Source organism: Sphingobacterium sp. NGMCC 1.201703 (assembly GCF_047784615.1).
GTDB lineage: Bacteria > Bacteroidota > Bacteroidia > Sphingobacteriales > Sphingobacteriaceae > Sphingobacterium.
Genome location: NZ_JBLOHD010000012.1, coordinates 60357 through 79876, shown reverse-complemented (window position 1 = coordinate 79876; position 19520 = coordinate 60357). Strand labels below are relative to the sequence as shown.

Genomic DNA, 19520 nt, shown 5'->3' with positions numbered 1-19520 from the left:
ATTCGTTCGAATAATATCCTTTTATGGTTTAAAGGCAATAACAGTGCATGCATTTGTCCATTAGTTTCCAAAAATTTTGGCTAATTCCTGGTGTAACAGTTCACCTTTGATATTGATGGCGACAATGTTTCCTTGAGGATCCACCAGATAATTTTGCGGTACGGCACGCACGCCATACAATACCGCTGCTTCATTGCTCCAGCCCTTTAGATCTGCGACATGGATCCATGGCAATCCATCGTCCTTAATCGCTTTTAACCAGGCATTTTTTCCTTTCGTATCATCCAGCGAAACCGCAAGCACCTCCAGACCTTTACTTTTATATTTGTTGTATGCCTTCAATAAGTTGGGATTTTCAGCACGGCAGGGACTACACCAGCTTGCCCAAAAGTCGATCAGCACATACTGACCTTTAAAATCGGATACCCTGACCAATTTTCCTTCCGTATCCGGTTGGGAAAAATTAGGTGCCTTATTACCGATTTTCACACTTCTCTCCGCTAGAAAACGTGCTTCCAGCTGCCGCGCATTTGTCATTTGACGCACCTCCTTGGACAGCTTCAAAAACAAAGGTTCAATCTCACTGAGCTTGCGTTTATTGGCTGCATCAATAAGCGCATCCACCGCAAAGATGGAATTGGGATTTTTGGCAGCGAATGCCAGCTCTTTTACCCGCCGGGCTTCAAACCGCGCCTCAAACTTTTCATGGATAGCTTTATACTGGTTGTTGGCATCAGGAGCATCCTGCTTTACGGCCGAAAAGGCCTTATTCCCCGCATCAATGATATCCATAAAACCACCGCCAATTTCATTTAAGTAAGCGACGTAGGCATTATGCAATGGCGATCCTATTATCGCAGCGGTACGCAGCGAATCTTTGATAGTCATGTTGTAGGTTTCATTGCCCAAATAAAAATATAACCGATCGCCAATATTTTGTGCGATCAATTTCCCCTTACCGTCCTGATCAAACACCATTCGGGAGTAAGCGGGCTCCTCTACGGTTCCTTTGAAACTAAACTTGCCATCCACGATAGCCGATGAATCCGAGGCTGGAAATCCATCTTTTGTATAATCGAGATATACTTTTTTGCCATTGAAAGCTTTTGGTGCAGTTCCCTTGATCAGAAAGCCCGCTTGCTGCGCAAAAGATGTCAAGGGCAAAAATGCCAGCGCTAAGGCAGCTATTTTTAAATTTTTCATGTTTATATGATTAGATGTTATATTGTTCTTTTTTTACTTACGCCAGGTCATATCCACAGGATTTCCGGGAAGACCGTCAATTGTTTTGAGCAGATCGCCGTTTTTCCCTACCCGGATGTCCATATAATACAGGGCACCTTCTGCCCCCGCAATCAATGTATTCTCATCATCATCCAATTTGAGCAGGCCTACATCCGATTTGATGGCTGCCTTCAATAGTTCCACCTGTTGATTGAGCGGATTATAGCGAAACACCTGATTTTTGTAGGCCATATAGATGTACCCATTGCGGGTGGCCACCATTTTAGTTCGCTCATTGATCCATTCTTGGTGTGCAAATAGTCTTTTGTGTATTGCCGTGACCATAAACGGACCATTAAAATTTGCATTGAACTTCAGTTCATAGAGTTGGCCGCCACCATCCTTCACATAAGCGTAGGTATCCGTGTTATTGATCTGTACCATTTTAATCAGATCCATGCCCACCTTTGTTGGATCAAAAATTTCAGTATTGACGGGACTATACTGTGTGCCAAAATACATTGGACTACCATATATATTGATTCGGATAAACTGCTTTTTATTTTTTTCGAAAGCAATTACACTATAGTTGTTGTCTACCGTTGTCAATATAATTTCCGGAGCTAATTCGTAGTCCCCATCCGCATAAGTCCCAAACATGCCATAGGTATTCGATTGATCCCAGGTATTCGTTGTTCCGCCATAAAATTTGCCATTGATGACGCCCATCATTACTCCTTGCGGATGGGCGAGCAGATTTCCGACAGCAATCGTCGCTGGAGCCAGAAAAAAGTTATCGTGCAGTGTACCGGGTTTTACCGCTTCTTTAACTAAGTTGTTGACATCGAGACGCACACCTGCCCGTTTGGAAATAATCCAGTATCCTAATGGGGTATTTCCCGTGAACTGGTTTTTTAGGTAGTGGATATACATCGGATCCGGTGGTAATGGTTCGCGATTGATCGCCTCATAAATATTGGCTTGTACGCTATTGTCAGGTTTTATAAAGGACAGCTTACTGATCCCATTCTGGACGGATAACACGAGTGATCCCCGCGAAAAAGCCGTTGCTCCCTGGATTTTGAAATTATAGAAATATTTCATTCCATTGGCCGTATTGGTCACCGTAAGACGCGCTGTGTATCTCTTGGCCTGAAGTCCAAAAACGATGCGCAGTGCAGGACCTTCATAGTGGTTGGCTTCGGGGATAACTGCCTCTGGTACATCGATGCGCCAGTTACATTTCAATGAAGCCGCATCGATACCCGTAATTTTGGGTGCTATAATAAGACTATCGCCAACCGAAGCTTCATACAAAGTGTCCAATCCTGTAATCTGCGGTCCCTCAGGCATATCGATCGCATAATTCCCCTTATCTTTATAACAGCCACCGAAAACCAATAAGGTTAAAGACACAATGGCAAAAAATAATATTGCTCTTAACCTGTTTACATTTCTTTTCATCTTATCTGACTTCCTTTCCTGATTCATCTATAAAATAATACTTACCCGAAGCGCTATTTTTTCTCAATAGAATGCTTCGGTTTGGATTGTCCACGTGATAGAACTGATAGGTCTGTCCATTATCTTTACTGCTCAGCACATAATTCTTTTCCGGGTGATCTTTGACCCACTTAAAGGGATCATTGAGCATCATAAAAAGGAGATTGACAAAGTAGAGATTCTTGGGTGCATCAAGTCCAACCGTAGAAAGCGAACGCTGTTCGGTCACAATTAAGAAGAGCTGATGTTTTACCCGCGAATAATTATCAAGCCACATTGTCCACCAGGCAGGCTGCTCCAATTGGGCCGAAATAATAATACGCGCCCGTATCAGTGCTGGGTTTTCAACCCCAAAGTCATTACTTGCCTTAAGTTTTACGAGCAGTGACACAGATTGATTTTCAAGTTCGCTGATATTGTGCACTATAATGGGCAACAGCGCCCGGCCAGCATTACTTTCTATGGTATAGGCCGGTTTAAGCTGATCATAATGCAGATCGGTACGTGCCGTTGATGAATCCTTTTCCACGAAAGCCTCGTATTGCCGCGCTTGCTGATCACGGTATCCCATCACTTTGACGGGAACAAAAATGGTATCCTCTGCCTTGGTCATATCATAAGCAAAAGTGTATACAATGCTATCCCGATCAGCGTCGCTCAAATCAAAATAAACATTTGCGGCCCTATCGTAGGTCGTTAAAACCGCCTTTTTGCAAGAACACAGTAGCGGCAGAAGCAGAAGTAATAAAATAGTTTTTTTCATTTTGGTTACTATTTACCGTTGTCCATAAATTATTTCATCATCAGGCAGCGGCCATACATAAATTTGTTGACTGGCCGGAATTGTGGTGCCTTGCTGTCCAATAATCGGTAGATTCAGCCGCTTATAGGCGAAAAACAATTGCCCTTCGGCAAACATTTCTTTACGGTACTCCTTCAGGAGTTCGCTTCGGAGTTTGGCATGGGTCGATATATCCACTTTCTGACCAATGCCCCGATGTTCACGTACCTCATCAAGCCATGCTGCAGCCTGAGCGGGAGAAGTCTCGTAACTACATTCAGCGGCGATATAGTAGATTTCGGACAATCGGATCCCCGGCGCTACCAGATAATGCAGATTGGCCGCAAAACTGTCGCCCAGTGTATTCCTTCTATATTTATGAATAGATGATATAAAAGAATTCCCAACGCTTACCGTTCCAAACCATTGCGTATAGCGCATGTCACCGCCACCGGCTCCTGCAACCTCATAAATGGTTTTTGCTTCATCCTGATCCAGGTAAATGGCGCTGTTGTTGTCCTGAAACCAGTCATTGTTATAGCTGCTGTTCATGGCCGGGATGTACCAGGCAAACAACAGCTCTTTATAGAAAACCCGATCTTTTTTGTCCGCATCTACGGCAAGGAAATCCGTGGCGTTGGTCCACGGAAATTTTTTGGCATCGATCACTTCACGTGCGCTCAGCAGTGCTTTTATTTTATCTCCCTTATAGAGATAGGTACGTGCCAGTAATCCACACACGGCATAATAGTTGAGCCGGTGCCTTCTGTTCTGTAAAAAGAGGCTCTTGTCCTGCAGCTCTGAATTTTTCAAGGTGTCTCCGACAGTAGGATAGCCAACCACGTAGGATTTCAGGCGGATGGGATCAACCTTGAGCAATTCTTTGGCTTCTTCCAGATCCCGGATCACCGAATCCAGAAGTTGTGAGACCGTGGACAGTTTAGTAGATTTATTGGAATAGGTCGTTACATAGGGAATGGCTTCAATCTTGTCATTTACAGCAGGAGCTGGACCGAATAGGCGCAAAGCATCAAAATGGAGGTAGGCTCTCAAAGCCAGCGACTCGCCTTTGATCAATTGGTAATTGCTTCCCGTAAATAACTGCTTTTTACGGTCTATTTCACCAAGTATCAGATTGGCGTTGACAATACCATTGTATAAACCTTTCCAGATATTGTCCTTTCGACCAATAAAGTTACCGTCATTGTATTTAAACAACTTGGTCTGCTGGTACCGCAAGGGATCATTACTTGATAGCGCATAGTTCTGCGCCAGCACCTCCGGCGTTCCGATGGTCAGCTCCTTGCCATAGAGGTCATCTTTAGCACATCGTGTATATACGCCGATCAGGGCTTCCTTGAAACCATCCTCGGTAGAAAAGAGGACCGACTTGTCGATTTCGCTTTCAGGTTGTATATCCAGCCACTTGGAGCAAGAAAGCGTACTCAGGGCTGTGAACAGTATTAAAACTATAGTTAACTTCTTCATCTGTACATATTTTTTCCATCCGTTGGATGGGACTTATCATCTTTTATAATCCTGCCTGTAGGGTAAAAGTCACACTGCGGGCAAATGGGTACGTAATTCCGCGTTCTACTTTCACCGAAGACCAACGAAAAATATCATTTGCGACAAGTCCGACACGCAGGCTTGACAGCGCCAGTTTTTTCGACAGTGCTTTTCCAGCATCGTAAGAAAGATTGAGTGACTGCAGGGCAAATAAATTGTCGGGCATGATAAAACGCGAGGATACCCGCGTCTGCCCCAGATCCTGTATGCTTTTGTAAAAGGTCACATCGCCAGGATTTTTCCACTTTTCCTCCAGGACTCTACTGTCCACATTATAGCGCGGGTCAGCATTTTCGACACGGTCTACCAAGGTTTGGTTATAGGTTTTACCTCCTATCCGCGTCTGGAAATAGGCGACCATCATAAACTGCTTGTAGCGCAGTGTCCCTCCAAAAAATCCTTCCATTTTTGGTGTGGCCACCCCGACGACATCAATATCCCGTGCATCCCAGTCATACGATAATGTGCCATTTTTTTTGATATACACTTCCTTGCCGTTTTCTGGATCTATCCCCAAAGAAGGGACGGCATATATAGCATCCAACGACTGGCCTTCTTTATAACGGAGCAAGGGTACGGCCATTAAATCACTCCCCTGCTGTGCTTCATCGACGCGTTCGTTGTAGCTCTTCAGCGCATTAGAAATACGTACGATTTTATTTCTGTTCCGTACCAAATTTGCCAATAGACTCAGGGTCCATTTTTCTTTTTTAAGGGCAATCCAATTGGCATTGAGTTCAAATCCTTTGTTTTCAAGATCGCCCAGATTCTCTTTATAAGAGCTGAATCCTGTAGAAGGTGCCAGGTTGATATCGGCCAGGATATCACGGGTAATCTTATGGTAATAGCGTGGCGAAAGCGTCAAACGATCAAGCCAAAGTCCAAGATCAAGACCGACATCGGTACTCTGGGTCTTCTGCCAGGTCAGGTTTTCATTGCCATAGTTACGGACCGTACTTCCCAGACCCGAGGAATACCAATTGCTCTTATCGTAACTATAAGTTGTCCGCGACATGTAAGGATCGAACTGTACAGAGCCCGTCAGTCCTATCGTAGCGCGGAGTCGCAACTGGCTGACTACATTGTTGGCAAACCATTTTTCCTTATGCATATTCCAGCCGATTCCTGTCGACCAAAAAGGGGCAGTACGCTTGTTGGATCCAAATTTGGAAGAGCCATCAATTCGGACAGTTGCATCCATCAGATAACGGTTATCATATGAATAATTGGCACTGAGAAAGGCACCAAATAGCCTGGAGGCACCCAAGCTGCTCGAAGGACTCGCATTCTCCGCATATCCCTTGGCAAATCCCACACTGGTAAATCGATCATTCGGAAAGCCAATCGCTTTGAAAGAACGCTCATCATAGCTTTCTGTCCGGATATTTGTTCCCCCAACCACATTGAAGCTATGTAGATCAATCGTACGCATCCAATTGAGCCGTAGGTTTGCATCCCAATACAATTCATTGTTTGTATAGCTGGTATAACTACCCTTTTCGTCTGTTTGTGCTGTAGGATAGAAATAAAAATCATTGGCTAAGGGCGAGCGGAAATTATCATTCGTATTCAAGCGTTTCAACAAACTTACCTGTCCGCGCAGGCGAAGTCCATTGCTGAGGTCAAAATCACCGGAGAAATTGTTCAGCAATTCGGTATATCCCAGTTTATTGAAACTATTCAACGTCGCATTGTAAAGTGGATTCAAGACATATTCCCGTTGTGCACTTCCCGAATTTGCCACCCTTGTCCATACATCGGCCTCCTGTATTATATTACCTTGATCATCTGTCATGCGGTAGTAAGGATTCATCCGGACATAATCCGCAAAATTTCCATAGGGAGATTCACGCCCGTCGACCACTGTTATGGCAAGCTCGTTCTGAAATCTAAATTTACCTCTGAGGTTATAGCTAAAGTTTAGTCCGCCCGAATATTGATTTCTTCCCGAGCCTTTCATCACACCAGGTCTGGTCTGATAACGCATGTCTACGCCATAGCGGAACGTTTCCGAACCGCCTTCCAGATAAAGGCCATGCTTTTGTCCCACCGCAGTCCGTACAGGCTGCGACAGCCAATAGGTATCTACACCGCCAAGCACATTGGCCAGCTTTTGATAATACAGTTCATCCAAGGCATCCTGTGGTTGCCGCTGAATCGTGGCGTCATACAGCCCGGCCAGCTTCTCATAGGCCAATTTATCAGCAGCATGCAAAACATCGTATCCGGTCAGGTCGGGCATATTTACATTGCTCTCATGTGTATAAGTCAATTGTAATTTGCCGTCCTTGGGCATTTTTGTTGTAATGACCATCACACCGTTGGCCGCTCTCGAACCGTATATGGCGGTTGCAGCAGCATCTTTCAAGATCGTGACACTTTCAATACGGGTCATGTCCAGGTCGAGCACCTTTTGTACACTTACTTCAAAACCATTTAATATAAAGGCCGGCATATTGATTGTGGTCGTGATATTATCCCTTCGCAGCACTTCATTCCCTCCGGTTGGTAATGCAGAAGATCCACGCACATTGATATTTGGCAGAGCATTGGGATTGGATCCAGCCAGATTGTTGTCGAGCAATTTAAACGATGGGTCGAACACCTGCATTGCTTGTAAGACGTTTTGCGGATTTACCTGCCTTAGCTCGTCGCCACTTTTGGTAATTGCTGTTCCGGTGTAGGAATCTTTTTTTAGCACCTGATAACCGGTGACAACGACCTGCTCCAATGCATTCGCTTCTTCTTCCATCACTACACTGTACTCTTCTTTGTTTTCCACCAAAGCGAGGGTATAGTTTTTATAGCCAACCCGACTTAATGTAAGCGGTTGCATAGTGCTGGTAAAAGAAAAACGTCCTTCTTTATCGGCCACAGCGATGGTATTGCCCAGCTGTGAAATATTCACGTCGGAAAGCGGCGTACGGTCTTTCCCAAGGACTTGTCCGCGGATCTGCTTCTGGGATGATTTTTCTATTTTGGGGTGGCTTGTGGGCTCGGATTTCCGTGAACTTGATTTCCTTTCCAGAAAAATCGTCTTCGATTCAATCGTGTAGCCGATTTGCTGCGGACTTAGAATTTTATCAAGAAATAATTTAAGGGGCATTTTGTCCGCTTTAATTGAAATTGGCTTTGCCGACTCCAACATCTTTTTGGCTCCGAGGACCTCATAGTTCGTCTGAATTTTGACCGCTTTAAGCACATCCATCAGTGGGACATTACGTCCGGCATAGGTTACGGTTTGCGCGTTTACTTTATGGCCTAGCTGGAATAAGACAGCAAAAACGAGCCATAAAAGGGGTCTGGTCGCTTGTAAAAAACAACTTAATTTCATTAATTCTAGTTAGTTTAGTTAGGTTAGATTGCAGGATCCATTGTTTAGATGGTAGGATCCACTGCCCAATTTGTTAATTCATATCGTTTGGTCAAGTATAATTTTACGTTCTTTATTGCCCTCCTTTCTGTTCTTTAGGATTATTTTTTTTCAATAATGAGTTTCCCGTCGTCCGTCAAATGATACGACAGATCCTGATCTTTTAATATTTTCAGGATGGTAGATAATTTGCTGGTTCTGAATGTTCCGCCAAAGAAGGAAACATCGGGTATATCACCTTTATAAACCACATCAACCGCATACCATTGCGACAGTTCATCCATGACCTGCCGAAGTGATTTTCCGTCAAAGTTGAATTTGCCGTATACCCAAGCCATTTCCTGCTGTATGTTGACCGGATGCTTGGACAGCTGGCTTCCGGTGTTGACCGACTGATCGCCGGGCAGTAAGGTCACGTTTTGGCCTTTAATCAATTCTTTTACCTGTACTTTACCCTCCAGCAAGGTTGTTTTTGTCTGTGTTGCTGTCGGATAGGCATTGATATTAAAGTGCGTTCCAAGCACCCGCACCTGCTGATTTTTGGTGTGCACAATAAAAGATTGATCTTTCCGTTTTGCAACTTCAAAATAGGCTTCGCCCTGAAGACTGACCTCACGTCTGTCTTTCGCGAATTCCGTCGGGTAAGAAAGTATAGTCCCTGCATTTAGTTTGACCAAGGTACCATCCGGCAATGTGACTTCGTAAGTACCACCACGCGGAGTTTCTATCCGTGCAGACACCGATGCATTGATCGTCGCCACTTCATGGCCGTCGTTATAACGTATGCCAGAGCCATCGATCACAACTTGTTTTTCTCCATTATTCAAAGCATACTGTCTTCCATCCGAGAGCGTTATAATCGCCTGATGGGAAGCCGGAAGGCGGTCATTTACAGTCCTCAGCTCGGTTTGAACCGGCTGGTTATTATCCGAATTCCAATACCATACAACCGAAAGCGCCAACAGCACACTGGCGGCAGCAAAGTAAGGCCATAAACGCTGCAACAGCCCAGATCCATTCGTTGAAGGATGAAAGGAAACCTTGGCTTTTATCGACTCAAAATTACGTTGATTTTCAAAATGCTGCAGGCTGGCATAGGCCTCACGCTGTTGCGCCTCATCCAGGCAGCGTCTATAAATCTGTTTGTTCATCACGGATTCTTGTAGCCAGCGCTCCAAAAATAGGCGGTTTTCGTCGCTGAGCGTACCCCGCATTTCTTGGAGGACAAGCGAACTGATATAGATAAATTTTTCTTCTTCTTTAGGACCCATTTTGAGCTATTTCATCTATAGATACCACACCGATTAGAAAAAGTACCAAAGACAATTAAAAAAAATTAAATTTTTCCAAAAAGAACAATCAACGACAGTAGATAATTGAAGGAATCTCGTTTCAAATGTTGGCGTAGCAGACCTAGAGCACGTAATTTTTGATTTTTTACCGTTTGGATATTTAGCTGCAATAAATCCGCAATTTCTTGATTGCTGTTGCCTTCGAGGTAGCTCAGCTGTATAATTTCGCGTGCTTTGGGTGGCAGCTTCTGAATGGCTTCGTAGAGTTCGGCCATGGCTTCGGTATAGACAATTTCATGCAGATAGGATTTTTGATCCTGCTCCTGCTGCGCCACATAACTATCGACCCGATTTAATCTTCGCTTCCTGGCGGTCTGATAATTGATTCCTACATGACGCGTAGCCTGATAAAGCGCCGCCCTCAGATGTGATAAACTTTCAAAGCGCCGCCTGCCCTGCCACAAGCGTATAAATCCCTCCTCTGCAATATCTTCAGCTTCTTTGCTTTCGTCCACAAAGCTCGATGCATATAAACATATACGACTAAAATAACGGTTGTATACATGCGCACAAGCCTGCTCCTCCCCGTTGAGGAAGTCTTCAAGCAGCTCTTTTTCGCTCGTATAGTTCATTGGTAGATCGGTTTAGCTTTTCGTGGATAAAGATAACTAAAAAGAATGGATACTTCCTAAGACCAATTTATTCCTCGTTTTTCCTATTAATTTTTCAGCATCTACTTCCTTAAGCCATAATTTTTTCAGCAAACCGCATTAAAAACAAGCTCATGTCAGTAATTTATTCAGAACTGTTTCCTGCCCTTGTTTTTTCGATGACAAATCCCCTACCTTTGAGCAATTGCTTTTTAAAGCAAAACCTAATCCGATAAATCAACCTATTTGAAGTATGACACCTTGCTCCAAAAAAAATTCTGAAAGCACTTTCCTCCGATACCTCATTATTTGGGCAATCTTGTGCTTGGTCACAAACCTCAATTACTGCTTAGCGCAGCGCATGCAGACCGCTGACCGCGAGATACCAAAGTCAATTATTGACCGGGCGCTAGCGGCTTCCATAAAAATGTTCGGTATAGACAGTGTGAGCGGTCAGCAAAACAGTGCTCCTTTTAGTGGAGTCATCGTACGTTCGGATGGAACAATCCTCACAGTGGCACATTCCACCAAGCCGGGCAATTTCTATCGCGTAATTTTTCCCGATGGCAAGCAGGCTGTTGCCAAAGCGCTCGGACGACTGGTCGTCGACCAACAGAGCAACTTGCCCGATATTGCGATGATGAAGATGCAGGGCGAAGGCCCCTGGCCTTTTGCTGAAATGGGCTGGTCGTCATCCATCGCTGAAAAGCAGCCCTGCTTTGGAATATCCTATCCCGAAACCTTGCCCTTTAACATTCCCTTTCTCCGCGCTGGACGCATTTTGAAAAAAATGGACGACTATGGTTTTATTCAGAGCAGCAGTATCATGGAGCCCGGAGATTCCGGCGGCCCTTTATTTGATGCCCTAGGCCGCGTAATTGGTCTACATAGCCGTATCGATGCTGCTGAAGGCATCAATTTTGAGGTGCCTGTAAACAGCTATCGCATCTATTGGCGTTCGCTGACTCATCCGGCAGCGATCAATATTTACCCCACGCCAACCGATTCAGTCGGTAGCGATCCCTTAGCGAAGAAACTCATGGAATTGGTACTCAAAAAACCGGCACCGTTTCCCAAAACAAACGTTCAGTCCATCCCCATCCGTAGTACATTACATGGAGATAGCGTGTATATATTAGGTACCGCATTTAACCTGGCAAACAATAAGCAGGTAATTTTATCCAAAAGCAGCCAGGTTGGTGAGGCGCCAAAGGCCAAATTTCACAACAGCACCTATGCCTTGAAGATCCTGTTCAGGGATAAAAAAAATGACCTGATCGCACTTGTAAGTGATCATAAATTTCCAGCAATTACTGCATCGGAGACCAGCAGACTAGGTATTCCTGATTCTTTACTCGGTATAAAATTGTGGTCGCTGCTACCCGGCAATAAGCTTAAAAGCGGTATCCTGGGCATGTCGCCCCAAACCTTTCCGCGTATACCGATTCCGGGAACTTTCGATGCGCACATGCAGGAGATTGCAGGTCTTCCAACCTTAACAAAAGTGGACAGCATGGGTGCTGCAAGCCGGGCAGGACTTCGTGTTGGTGACCAAATAGTGGCATTAAACGGTCAGGATGTCGCAAGTGCCGTCAAAATCAATGCTGCCATGCAGCAATTTTCTGCTGGCGATACACTAGCGGTCCAATTCCGGCGCGGGGTGACGGCGCTACATGCCCAGGTCATTCTTTCCAAATGGGCAGCCCAGCCAAATCCACATCCTGCAAACCACATTCCCAAAGGAAAATCGACGCGAAGGGATAATTTTCCGCGTGTATTTCTCCATGATTCCCGCATTCATGCCGACGAATGCGGAAGTCCGATCATCGATAGCGAAGGCAATTTTATAGGACTTAATATTGCTCGCTTTAGTCATACAACCTGCCTTGCTATCCCTCGAGATATCATCCTGAACGTTTTATCCGAAGCGCAATATCTAATTAACAACTCAAAAAGATAAAGTTATCAGGTAATTTTTAATACCGTCGCGATATTGTTTTGAACAAAACTGTCAGGTAGGGATACTTGCAGGCCATTGTCGAGTTGTCGAAAGGAAATCCGATCATCAGTTCCGACTAACTGAACCTGATTGACCTTTCGCGTTTGGGCAGCCGAACGGCCCAGGGACTTAATTGTAATTTGCTTTTCGGTCGTTGTTCCCATAATAAAGGCATACAGGATATTTCCTCTTGTCGTAAAACGGACATCCTCGCTGGTAAAAGCTTTACCTTTTCCTTCATTGAAGCCCTGCACACTCAGTGAAGGAGCGTCCTCTTGCGCTGGTCCCTCGCCAAAAATATGCCATGGCCGTGTCCCGATAAGGGCTTCTTTATGTACCGCCATCCAATTTCCAATGCCCTGTACCACTTCCTTCGCTTTATCGTCGATAGAACCATCGCCGCGTAAGGGCACGCTCAAGAGTAAATTACCATTTTTACTAACCACATCAATCAACATATGAATAACGGTTTTGGCCGATTTATACTGATTATTATCGTAAATCCGGCGATCATAATGCCAGGAACCTATGCAAGTGCAGGTCTGCCAGGGCTGAGGTTCAATCGTATTGCTCTGTCCACGTTCGATATCCCATACCAGACATTTCCGTTGCTGTTCATTCAGGATTTTACCGTTGATGACCACATCGACTTTGCCCTTATTCGCCTGCATGCTCTTATTATAAAAATCGGCCGCAATCTCCAGTCCAACATTGCTGATTGGATAAAGCGGTAGTACCGTATCGTCAAAGTAAACCATGTCAGGCTTGTAGTTGTTAATCAGTTCCAGGGTACGCGCTTTAAAATTTTCACAGTACGCTTTGGTCGGGATACTCACGCCGGAGGCGACATCCCAATGCCATTGCCGATGAACCGTGTTGTCGTCTTTGCTATTTAAACTAGGTTCATGATCCTGAGCGTAGAGCTGCTGCGGATCGTAGTCTGCCCACCATTTTCCGGCGCCATCTTTCTTTGTCAACTTCCCATCGTAAGGAACTCCGGCAAACTTTCCAGCTTTATCACTTCGTTGCGCCGTTTCGTACCAGGTCCAGGCATGCGCTGCATGAACGCTCACGCCAAATTTGAGCCCCCGTTTTTTAGCAGCACGCTCCCAGCCGCCAACAATATCTTTCCGAGGGCCAAGGTTGACACTATTCCATGGATGGTGGCTGCTGCGATAAAGATCCAGATTATCGTGATGATTGGCCAGGGCCATAAAATATTGGGCACCGGCATTTTTATAGAGCTCCATCAGCTCTTCCGGATTCCAATTTTCGGCTTTCCATTGATGGATCACATCCTTGAAACCAAAAACGGAGGGATGGCCATATTTTTCGAGATGATACCGGTATTGATCTGATCCCTCTTGATACATGCCGCGTGCATACCAGTCGCCCCTTTCAGGCTGGCACTGCGGGCCCCAATGTGCCCATATACCAAATTTGGCATCCCTGAACCAATCAGGTACCTGATAGTTTTCAAGTGAGCGCCAGTCGGGATGAAAAGGAGCTTTCCCAAGATACGCATAGGCTGCGCTAAATTTACCAAGAAAAAGGGTCGGAATAGTTGCCCCGAGAAACTTAATAGCTGTTCTTCTGTTCATTGTATGATGATTTTTCGATCAAGATGCCAGGCTCCAAACCTGCCCGACAAAGAGATTCGGTTTATAATTTGTTATTTTCTTGAATACCAAAAGTAAAGTATTCAAACAGGAAAGAAAGTTCATAATCGATAAAAACTGATCCAATATTGATTCGCCCTGTATGTTCATTCGATTGTTCTTCAAAAAGGTGCCCTTAAAAAGGACACCTCCCACCTAACACTACCTACGTATAACTAAAAACATACATTTCCTGGATCAATTGTTCATGTCATTGCCTTTCAGATTTTTATTATTGTCCAATTCGGACTGTGGAAAAGGATAATACATCGCTTTGGCAGACCAACCGCCTTTTTTCAAGGGTTCCAGCCAGCTTGGATTGGCCATCCCCCATCGTAAGAGGTCAAAATACCGTTGATATTCACCCAAAAATTCAACAAATCGCTCATGCACGATAATATTTTTGACCGTATTTAAAGGGATACCATTTTTGACCAAACCCTGCGCGATCAATCCGTCTACGTCGGGAATTGTCCCATTGGATTTTTGATACCAGAGGTGTGGCTGCTCATCGGGAACGATATTATTGGCTCGCTTTCGCACCAGGTTGATGTATTGCTTTGCTCCGGCGATATCGCCACGTTCGTTGAGACATTCGGCATAGAGCAGCAGCACATCGCTATAGCGAAAAATACGATCGTTGTTGCCATTATCAAAATCCGCGATCTGCACATCCGGACAATATTTCCTTGTACCAAAGTAATCTTTATTGGTCGCCAGGTTTTTCATCCAGTCCGTATAGGTGGTGACCTTACCATCCAGTTGCGTAAACTTTGCACCATTTTCGCACCATAAGGTCATATATTTCCGGGGATCTCCTTCTTCAAATTCATCATGGGCCATTTTATTGGGTGCCAGATTCCACCAGGCACCACCCGTTCCGTCAAACATGCCAATTTCCTGCCAGCGCCATGAACTCGATATATCGTCCCCCAGCCAGCCCGGCCCATTGTAGAGTTGCACCTCAAAAACTGACTCCTGATTATTCTCTTTTGTTTCCAGAAAATTATCCCTGTAAGAGGACATCAACTGATACTCCTTGCTATCAATCACGCTTTTCAACTGGATCTCGGCATTGGCGAAATCGGCTGCCTGTCCTTTTGCGAGGATGGGTTTATACAAGTAAGTTTTGGCCAGGTAAGCCTGTGCAGCACCTTTGGTGGCCCTACCGATCATTTTGCTGTCGGCATAAAGTGCTGCCCGTGTTGGCAACAATTCCGATGCTTTCTTAAAATCATCCACGATCAGCGTATAGACGGCACCCGCCGCTGCGTTGCCCGGATAATAATCTTCATTGGTTTCAACAGGTTTACTGATCAGTGGAATGGTTTCCCCAAACAGCATGCCCAGGTGCAAATAGTTTAGCGCCCGCAGAAAGTGCGCTTCTCCCAACAGTCTATTCTTTCTATTCTGATCTATTTCACCCTCAAACTTCTGAATACGGTCGATGGCTAAATTTGCCGCAAATACCCCGTTCCAAAAATCTCTCCAGGTCTGGGCGGCCATCCCGTCACTTGCAGGCGTATTATAGGTATCCTGATACATGGGTTCCCATTTGAAGGTATGATTGTAATCATCACCGGGCGCCAAAAGTTCATAATACAAACTACGTGCATATCCCCCCTGCGTACGGCCGATCAGGGCCTGATAGGCCGGTATGACCGCATTTTCCAATTGATCTGCTGTTTTATAATACGTGTCCGTCGACAATTCCTGCGGGTTGGAGAGATCCAGATTCGGTTTGCAGCCCGAAAACTGGATCAACAAGGCAGCAGCTGCTAGTTTTATATAGTGTCTATTCATGATGTCGATTAAAGGATTAGAATGTAAGTTGAATACCCATAAAATACTCTCTTGAATTTGGGAAGCTGAGTCCCCATGGCGTTTGTCCATCGATGCCCCGGCTCAGGTTGGAGCGGGTATCGCCCGACCCCACTTCGGGATCATAACCCGAGTACTTGGTAAAGGTCAGCAGGTTTTTTGCGCCGACATAAAACCGCAAACGGTCGATCTTCCAGCGTTGGAGCCTCTGCCCAGAAAAACTGTAACCAATGTTGAGGACTTTGAGCCGCAGATAAGAACCATCTTCCACAAACCTATTGGATGCCCTTAAATTTTGATTCGGATCGCCGAGTACAGCACGTGGGATATTGGTGTCTGTATTTTTCGGGTAGACGGTCGTTTCACCGGATACCGGATTTTTGAAGACAAGTTCTTCCGCGCGGTAGCGGTCCAGCGTTGATGCAAAATTATTGTAGTAATGGTACATCCCCTCGCCCCAATAACGGCTATTGTTGTAGATATCGTTTCCTTGGCTTCCCTGCCAGATCATCGACAGGTCAAAGGTACCAATGGCACTTTTGTAGTTGACATCCGCATTGAAACCGTAGCTAAAATCAGGTATTGGACTTCCCAGAAAGTCCTTATCCTGATCATTTAAGACCTTGTCCCCATTTCGGTCATTGAAGCGCACATCCCCCAGTGCTGCATTTGGTGCAAAAGCCTTATCGGCATCCAATTGTGCCTGACTGGTATATAAGCCGTCGGTGGTATAGCCCCAAAATTCCCCTATCGAACGGCCGACGGCGGTCCTTGTGACATTTTCCCCGCCAGGCGAGATCGTTCCCCACAGAATCTCATTGTTGTTGCCCAGGCTCAGCACCCGGTTTTTCACGAAGGAAATATTGGCGCCGATATGGTAGCCGAAATTACCGACCTGATCTTTGTAGGATGCCAGGATATCCCAGCCCCGGTTTCGTATGCTGCCGGCATTCAGCACGGGGAAGTTGTTGCCGTAGCCCGCAGTGAACGAAATGGGAACATTGATCAGCATGTCCTCCGTCTTCTTATTGTAGTAATCCACCGTCAAAGCCAATTTGTGATCAAAGAGCTCCAGATCGAGACCAAGGTCAGTTGAATACTGACTTTCCCATTTTACATTCGGGTTGGAAGGCGTCTGTGGCAGGGCACCCGTCACCATCACATTGTTCAGGTAATACCACACATGGTCGAAACTCACCGTCCGTTGGTACTGATATTGCGCAATATCCGAATTACCCAGCAGCCCATAGCTACCACGGAGCTTCAATTCGCTGATCGCCGGAAATGCTTTCATAAAGGATTCCTGACTGATGCGCCAGCCTGCCGATACCGAAGGAAAATTTCCATAGCGGTATTGATTACTGAAGTTGGCCGATCCATCGCGCCGCATGTTAAAGGTCAACAGGTAACGGTTGTCATAATTATAGTTGACACGCCCTAGCATGGAATACATAGCCGACTGGCCTACACCCGACCCCACCAGGCGGGAACTTGCCAGGGAAGCCGAATTGAGGATCAAGACATCCGGACTGGGCAAACCGCGGGCACCCGCATTGACGGCATTGTACCGGGATTCTTCCGAGGTGATCCCCGCCAAAGCCGAAATCGCATGCTTGCCGAAATTATTTTCATAAGTCAGCGTATTTTCAAATAGCCAGCGGTTATTCTGGCTGCTGGAAATATTGAGTTCATCCGGATTATGATTCTGATACTGACCGACGGAGTAGTTACCGATATAGCCTTCATTGCGTATGCGGCTAAGGTCTACCCCCATATTAAATTTATAGACCAGTCCTTTGATGATCTCATAGGTAGCCCAGGCATTGCCATTGACCGAAAAGTTGTCATTGACGTTTTTGTTGAGGTAGGCATTCGCCAAGGCACTCTGCACATCCGTTCCGTTGCCCGCCCCGGCAAAACCAGTGCTGCTGTTGGCATCATATAAGGGCAATGTCGAAGACCACTTTTGCGCATCGATGATATTTTTGTCGCTCCAGTTGCGTCGCGTATAACCCAGGGAAAGTGTTTCGCCGATCTTGAGTTTTCCTTTGGTAAAATCAGAGATAAACTGCGCGCCATAATACTTGTTTTTGTCCTGAATAATAATGGATTTATCTGTAGCATAAATGCCGCTCAGCCTAAAATTGGCATTTTGAGATCCACCGGAGACCGAGAGATTATGCCGTTGATAATTGCCCGTCTGCAGCAGTTCATCCATCATATTATAGCCCTGCCCAATCGCCGAGGGTTTGGACAGCGCAGGCAGATAGTCTTTGCGCGAAGGATCTTTATTGTACATTTCCTCATTGATCAATTCGGCCAGTTGCTGTCCGTTCAGCAGGGGGACATTATGGGAAATATTTTTGATGCCGCCGAAAGCATTGTAGTCGAGCTTTACATCCCCCGCTTTACCCCGTTTTGTGGTGACCAAAATAACGCCATTGGCTCCGCGGGCACCATAGATGGCGCTGGATGCAGCATCTTTCAATACCTGAATGCTGGCAATATTATTTTCGTCCGGCATAGCGCCACCGATCATCCCATCCACCACATAGAGCGGATCCGTGCCGTTGATGGATCCAACACCACGGATGCGGACGGCGCCATTGGTTACCTGCACCCCGGGTACAGTACTCTGAAGCGTGGCAATTGTTCCGCCGGGAACTTTGACGAGATCCTTGGTATCCACTACGGCAATAGAAGAGGTCAGATCCACCTTCTTCTGCTTACCATAGCCCACCACCACAACCTCCTCAACCGCAATTTCGGAGGCTACAAGCGGGATGCTGATTTCTGAAGAATTACCGACTACGTATTCGACATGATTATACCCTACATTGGATACAATAATGGTCTCGCCCGGATTGAGCTTGAGTACAAATTCGCCTTTCTCGTTGGTGGAGGTACTGAGGGTTTTGTCCTTTACTTTGATCGATGCCCCGATAATCGGTTTTCCCTGATCACTTACGATCTTTCCATGAACGACTTTTTCTTGGGCAGACAGTCGTCCAATGGACATTAACATGGAAGCCATTAACAACCACTTCACTTTCCTGTTCCTTTCTTTAGGAAAACAAAAGAAAGAAGACACATAATTTCTGTTCATAATCTTATCTGAGATAAATGTCTTTTGCCCCTGGAGGCGCGTACTTGGTTATTTATTTAAACGAATTGGTTATTACTAGCCTGCTGACTGCGGCAAAAAAATACAAGATGCATCGCTAAAGATTCATTATCCCCTTTCTCGGATCATTCCTAAGAATGCGCTAGCTATTCGCCAATTGGTTATAAAACAAAGCTAGAGGTTTCACAAAAATGACCTTGCAACAAATAATTAAAAGAAGGGTAAAAATGTCTAAAACCCATCAACAACAGATTAATTCCGTTTTTTTTCAATGCAAGTCAGATCCTTCGCCAGATTTAATCCGCAGGAGACCCGTTAATATCCCATCAATAGGCCGGGGCATATTCAGCGATAAATTTGCCCCAAATTCAAGCGCTGTATCTGGGCTGAAAAATAAGAAAATAATAAATGTAAAAAAAACACTTAAAAATAATTCCTTAATGTATATCTTTGGAATACCAGTAGATTAGCTCATCAGAACCAATAACCAAATCGTTGTATATTTTTATTATTCAGCGGATTATAT

General features: G+C 45.3%; 11 protein-coding genes. 1 reads left to right on the top strand and 10 read right to left on the bottom strand.

The annotated features are described in order from the left end of the window. Positions 1-60: 60 nt before the first annotated feature. The 7 genes from ACK8HY_RS21930 to ACK8HY_RS21900 form a co-directional block, all read right to left on the bottom strand. On the bottom strand, positions 61-1203 hold the full coding sequence (locus tag ACK8HY_RS21930) for a redoxin domain-containing protein (RefSeq protein ID WP_416134826.1): 1143 nt from the start codon (positions 1201-1203) through the stop codon (positions 61-63). Positions 1204-1236: 33 nt separating this feature from the next. After that, positions 1237-2688 (bottom strand): PKD-like family lipoprotein, encoded by a 1452-nt coding sequence (locus ACK8HY_RS21925; protein WP_416134825.1) that lies wholly within the window; start codon positions 2686-2688, stop codon positions 1237-1239. 1 nt (position 2689) lies between these two features. Continuing rightward, positions 2690-3490: a DUF4843 domain-containing protein gene (locus ACK8HY_RS21920; protein ID WP_416134824.1), complete on the bottom strand. Its 801-nt coding sequence runs from the start codon at positions 3488-3490 to the stop codon at positions 2690-2692. A 12-nt stretch (positions 3491-3502) separates the two neighbouring features. After that, complete coding sequence (locus ACK8HY_RS21915) at positions 3503-4996, bottom strand: RagB/SusD family nutrient uptake outer membrane protein (protein WP_077433633.1); 1494 nt, start codon at positions 4994-4996, stop codon at positions 3503-3505. A 43-nt stretch (positions 4997-5039) separates the two neighbouring features. Then, entirely contained in the window at positions 5040-8411 is a 3372-nt protein-coding gene (locus ACK8HY_RS21910) for a SusC/RagA family TonB-linked outer membrane protein (RefSeq protein ID WP_416134823.1), read from the bottom strand. Between the two features lie 140 nt (positions 8412-8551). Continuing rightward, positions 8552-9721, bottom strand: a complete 1170-nt coding sequence (locus tag ACK8HY_RS21905) for a FecR family protein (RefSeq protein WP_416134822.1) — start codon at positions 9719-9721, stop codon at positions 8552-8554. A gap of 65 nt (positions 9722-9786) precedes the next feature. Further along, positions 9787-10374: an RNA polymerase sigma factor gene (locus tag ACK8HY_RS21900; protein WP_077433639.1), complete on the bottom strand. Its 588-nt coding sequence runs from the start codon at positions 10372-10374 to the stop codon at positions 9787-9789. Positions 10375-10753: 379 nt separating this feature from the next. On the opposite strand from ACK8HY_RS21900, the gene ACK8HY_RS21895 reads away from it, so the two are divergent. Further along, positions 10754-12352, top strand: coding sequence for a trypsin-like peptidase domain-containing protein (locus ACK8HY_RS21895; protein ID WP_416134821.1), 1599 nt, complete (start codon positions 10754-10756; stop codon positions 12350-12352). Positions 12353-12357: 5 nt separating this feature from the next. On the opposite strand, the gene ACK8HY_RS21890 is transcribed toward ACK8HY_RS21895, so the two are convergent. From ACK8HY_RS21890 to ACK8HY_RS21880, 3 genes are all read right to left on the bottom strand, one after another. Beyond that, entirely contained in the window at positions 12358-13992 is a 1635-nt protein-coding gene (locus tag ACK8HY_RS21890; protein WP_416134820.1) for an alpha-L-fucosidase, read from the bottom strand. Between the two features lie 255 nt (positions 13993-14247). Next, the gene (locus tag ACK8HY_RS21885; RefSeq protein WP_416134819.1) at positions 14248-15852 is read right to left on the bottom strand and encodes a RagB/SusD family nutrient uptake outer membrane protein; all 1605 of its coding nucleotides are present in this window, start codon (positions 15850-15852) and stop codon (positions 14248-14250) included. Between the two features lie 16 nt (positions 15853-15868). Further along, positions 15869-18976 carry a SusC/RagA family TonB-linked outer membrane protein gene (locus tag ACK8HY_RS21880; RefSeq protein WP_416134818.1) on the bottom strand — a complete coding sequence of 1036 codons (3108 nt, stop codon included), beginning with the start codon at positions 18974-18976 and terminating at the stop codon, positions 15869-15871. Positions 18977-19520 lie beyond the last annotated feature (544 nt).

Bases quoted from the DNA above. Each gene is read 5' to 3' on its own strand.
- ACK8HY_RS21930 (WP_416134826.1), bottom strand. From the start codon at position 1,203: ATGAAAAATTTAAAAATAGCTGCCTTAGCGCTGGCATTTTTGCCCTTG.
- ACK8HY_RS21925 (WP_416134825.1), bottom strand. From the start codon at position 2,688: ATGAAAAGAAATGTAAACAGGTTAAGAGCAATATTATTTTTTGCCATT.
- ACK8HY_RS21920 (WP_416134824.1), bottom strand. From the start codon at position 3,490: ATGAAAAAAACTATTTTATTACTTCTGCTTCTGCCGCTACTGTGTTCT.
- ACK8HY_RS21915 (WP_077433633.1), bottom strand. From the start codon at position 4,996: ATGAAGAAGTTAACTATAGTTTTAATACTGTTCACAGCCCTGAGTACG.
- ACK8HY_RS21910 (WP_416134823.1), bottom strand. From the start codon at position 8,411: ATGAAATTAAGTTGTTTTTTACAAGCGACCAGACCCCTTTTATGGCTC.
- ACK8HY_RS21905 (WP_416134822.1), bottom strand. From the start codon at position 9,721: ATGGGTCCTAAAGAAGAAGAAAAATTTATCTATATCAGTTCGCTTGTC.
- ACK8HY_RS21900 (WP_077433639.1), bottom strand. From the start codon at position 10,374: ATGAACTATACGAGCGAAAAAGAGCTGCTTGAAGACTTCCTCAACGGG.
- ACK8HY_RS21895 (WP_416134821.1), top strand. From the start codon at position 10,754: ATGCAGACCGCTGACCGCGAGATACCAAAGTCAATTATTGACCGGGCG.
- ACK8HY_RS21890 (WP_416134820.1), bottom strand. From the start codon at position 13,992: ATGAACAGAAGAACAGCTATTAAGTTTCTCGGGGCAACTATTCCGACC.
- ACK8HY_RS21885 (WP_416134819.1), bottom strand. From the start codon at position 15,852: ATGAATAGACACTATATAAAACTAGCAGCTGCTGCCTTGTTGATCCAG.
- ACK8HY_RS21880 (WP_416134818.1), bottom strand. From the start codon at position 18,976: ATGAACAGAAATTATGTGTCTTCTTTCTTTTGTTTTCCTAAAGAAAGG.